Genomic DNA, 2,876 nt, shown 5'->3' with positions numbered 1-2,876 from the left:
GACGCGTCGGCCTCGGCTGCCCCGGCCGAGGCGCCCAAGGCGTCGCGCGGCCGTTCGCGCCGTGCCGCGAGCACTGCCGCGGAGAAGTCGGAGTCGGCCGCCGGAACCGATGCGAAGGCCGACACCAAGAACGAGGCCGAGAACGAGGCCAAGAACGAGGCCAAGGCCGAGGAGCAGCCCGAGTCCAAGAACGAGGCGAAGACCGGCGACGCGACGGGCGAGGAGGGCGCGCCCGCCGAGGCCGCTCCGAAGAAGCGAAACAGCCGGAACCGGAGCAAGAAGCCGGCGGCCGAGGCCGCGAACGACGGCGAGGCGAAGGCGTCGACCGAGAACGAGGGCGACGAGAAGGAGTCGGGCCGCAACGGCTCCGAGAACCGCAACGGCGCCGACAAGCAGGGGCGCGGCGGTGACGCCCAGCAGCGGTCCAGCCGCACCCGTCAGCGCGAGCGCAAGCGCCGCGGTCAGGGCGACGACCTCGAGCCCGAGATCACCGAGGACGACGTGCTGCTGCCCATCGCCGGCATCCTCGACGTGCTCGACAACTACGCGTTCGTGCGCACCAGCGGCTACCTGCCCGGCACGAACGACGTCTACGTCTCGCTCGGCCAGGTCAAGAAGTACGGCCTGCGCAAGGGCGACTCCGTGGTCGGTGCGATCCGCCAGCCGCGCGAAGGCGAGGGCGGCGGCCGCCAGAAGTACAACGCGATCGTGCGGGTCGACACCATCAACTCCCGCCCGGCGGAGGAGAACCAGGAGCGCGTCGATTTCGCTTCGTTCACGCCGCTGCACCCGTCGGAGCGGCTGCGCCTCGAGACCGAGGGCGGTGGCGCCACCCAGCGCGTCATCGACCTGTTCGCGCCGATCGGCAAGGGCCAGCGCGGCCTCGTCGTCGGCCCGCGCGAGTCGGGCAAGTCGACCGCGCTGCGCCGGATCGCCGCCGCCGTCTCGGCGAACCAGCCCGATGCGCACCTGATGCTGGTGCTGATCGACGAACGTCCCGAAGAGGTCACCGAGCTGCAGCGCACGATCAACGGCGAGGTCATCGCCTCGACCTTCGATCGCACGCCCGAGGACCACGTCACGATCGCCGAGCTGGCCATCGAGCGCGCGAAGCGCCTCGTCGAGCTCGGACATGACGTGGTCGTGCTCCTCGACTCCGTGACCGGCCTCGCCCGGGCCTACAACGCGCACGCACCCGCCGGCGTCCGCGTCCCGGCCGGGCAGCTCGATGCCACGGCGATACATCCGGTGAAGCGGCTGCTCTCGGCGGCGCGCAACATCGAGAACGGCGGCTCGCTGACGATCATCGCGACCGCGTCCGCCCAGCCGGGTTCGACCGTCGACGAGGCACTGCTCGGCGAGCTCGAGGCCGTCGCCAACTCGCAGCTGCGCCTGAGCGGCGAGGCCGCCGATCGCCGGGTCTTCCCCGCGGTCGACCTGCGGGCCTCCGCGACTCGTCGCGAGGAGCTGCTCACCGGCGAGTCCGAGGCCGGAGTGATGAACTCGCTGCGCCGCGCGCTCGCCGGCTCGGACCGCGAGCAGGCGCTCGAGTCCGTGCTGAAGCAGATCGAGGGCACCTCGTCGAACGTCGAGTTCCTGGCGCTGACCCAGCGCTCCCAGGGTTAGCGGTCCAACGCCTTTCTGCGACCGCCACGGACCCTTCCCGTCATCCTGCGACTTCGCGCAGGATGACGGGGGAGCAACACTTTTCGGAGGAACCATGTTCGAACAGGTCGAAGGTCTGATCGCCGAGCACGCGCAGCTCCAGGACGAGCTCGCGGATCCCGCGCTGCACGCGGACGCCTCGCGCGCCAAGCGGGTGAACCGGCGCTACGCCGAGCTCAGCAGGATCAAGGTCGCGTACGAGCACTGGAAGCAGCTCGGCGACGATCTCGAGGCCGCCCGAGAGCTGGCTCGCGAGGACGAGGCGTTCGCCGAGGAGGTCCCGGAACTCGAGGCGCAGCTCGCGGACGCGCAGGAGAAGGTGCGCCGTCTGCTGATCCCGCGCGATCCGGACGACGCCCGCGACGTGATCCTCGAGATCAAGGGCGGCGAGGGCGGTGCCGAATCGGCGCTGTTCGGGGCGGATCTGCTGCGCATGTACCTGCACTACGCGGAGTCCAAGGGCTGGAAGACCGAGATGCTCGAGAAGGACGAGAGCGACCTCGGCGGCTACAAGAACGTGCAGATCGCGATCAAGTCGAACGCCTCCGACCCCTCGCAGGGGGTCTGGGCGCACCTGAAGTTCGAGGGCGGTGTGCACCGCGTGCAGCGCGTGCCCGTCACCGAGTCGCAGGGGCGCATCCACACCTCGACGACGGGTGTGCTCGTCTACCCCGAGGTGGATGAGCCAGAAGAGGTCGAGATCAGTCAGAACGACCTCAAGATCGACGTCTACCGTTCGAGCGGCCCCGGAGGCCAGTCGGTCAACACGACCGACTCGGCGGTGCGCATCACGCACCTGCCGACCGGCATCGTCGTGGCGATGCAGAATGAGAAGTCGCAGCTGCAGAACCGCGAGGCCGCGATGCGCGTGCTGCGGGCCCGGCTGCTCGCGAAGCAGGCGGAGGAGGCCGCCGCCGAGGCCTCGGCGCACCGTTCGAGCCAGATCCGCACGATGGACCGCTCGGAGCGCATCCGCACCTACAACTTCCCCGAGAACCGCATCGCCGACCACCGCACCGGGTACAAGGCCTACAACCTCGACCAGGTGATGAACGGCGCGCTGGGGCCCGTGATCGAGTCCTGCATCGTGATGGACGAGGAGGACCGGCTGAAGGCGCTCGGCCAGTAACCGGGCCCGCGCCGGGCGACGACGGCGGCCGAACGCCGGGCGTGTTCGGCGCCGGCCACGGGGCGCCGCGGCGCCGCGGCGC

The 2,876-nt window shown here is 70.5% G+C and carries 2 protein-coding genes; both read left to right on the top strand.

Annotation, left to right across the window (positions count from 1 at the left end; all coding sequences use genetic code 11):
- Positions 1-1,626, top strand: a 1,626-nt coding sequence (rho, locus tag ACFPZL_RS11925; protein WP_382335564.1) for a transcription termination factor Rho, incomplete at its 5' end; no start/stop codon positions are given.
- A gap of 94 nt (positions 1,627-1,720) precedes the next feature.
- Positions 1,721-2,794 (top strand): peptide chain release factor 1, encoded by a 1,074-nt coding sequence (gene prfA, locus ACFPZL_RS11920; protein ID WP_218115894.1) that lies wholly within the window; start codon positions 1,721-1,723, stop codon positions 2,792-2,794.
- Positions 2,795-2,876 lie beyond the last annotated feature (82 nt).

Origin of the sequence: Leucobacter soli (genome assembly GCF_042659205.1) — a bacterium.
In the GTDB taxonomy this organism is placed as follows: domain Bacteria; phylum Actinomycetota; class Actinomycetes; order Actinomycetales; family Microbacteriaceae; genus Leucobacter; species Leucobacter soli.
Note: the sequence above shows the minus strand (reverse complement) of the source record. Positions and strands in the feature narration are given on the sequence as shown.

What these genes read in the sequence shown, in the direction of transcription:
- prfA (WP_218115894.1), top strand. Translation starts at nt 1,721, where the DNA reads ATGTTCGAACAGGTCGAAGGTCTGATCGCCGAGCACGCGCAGCTCCAG.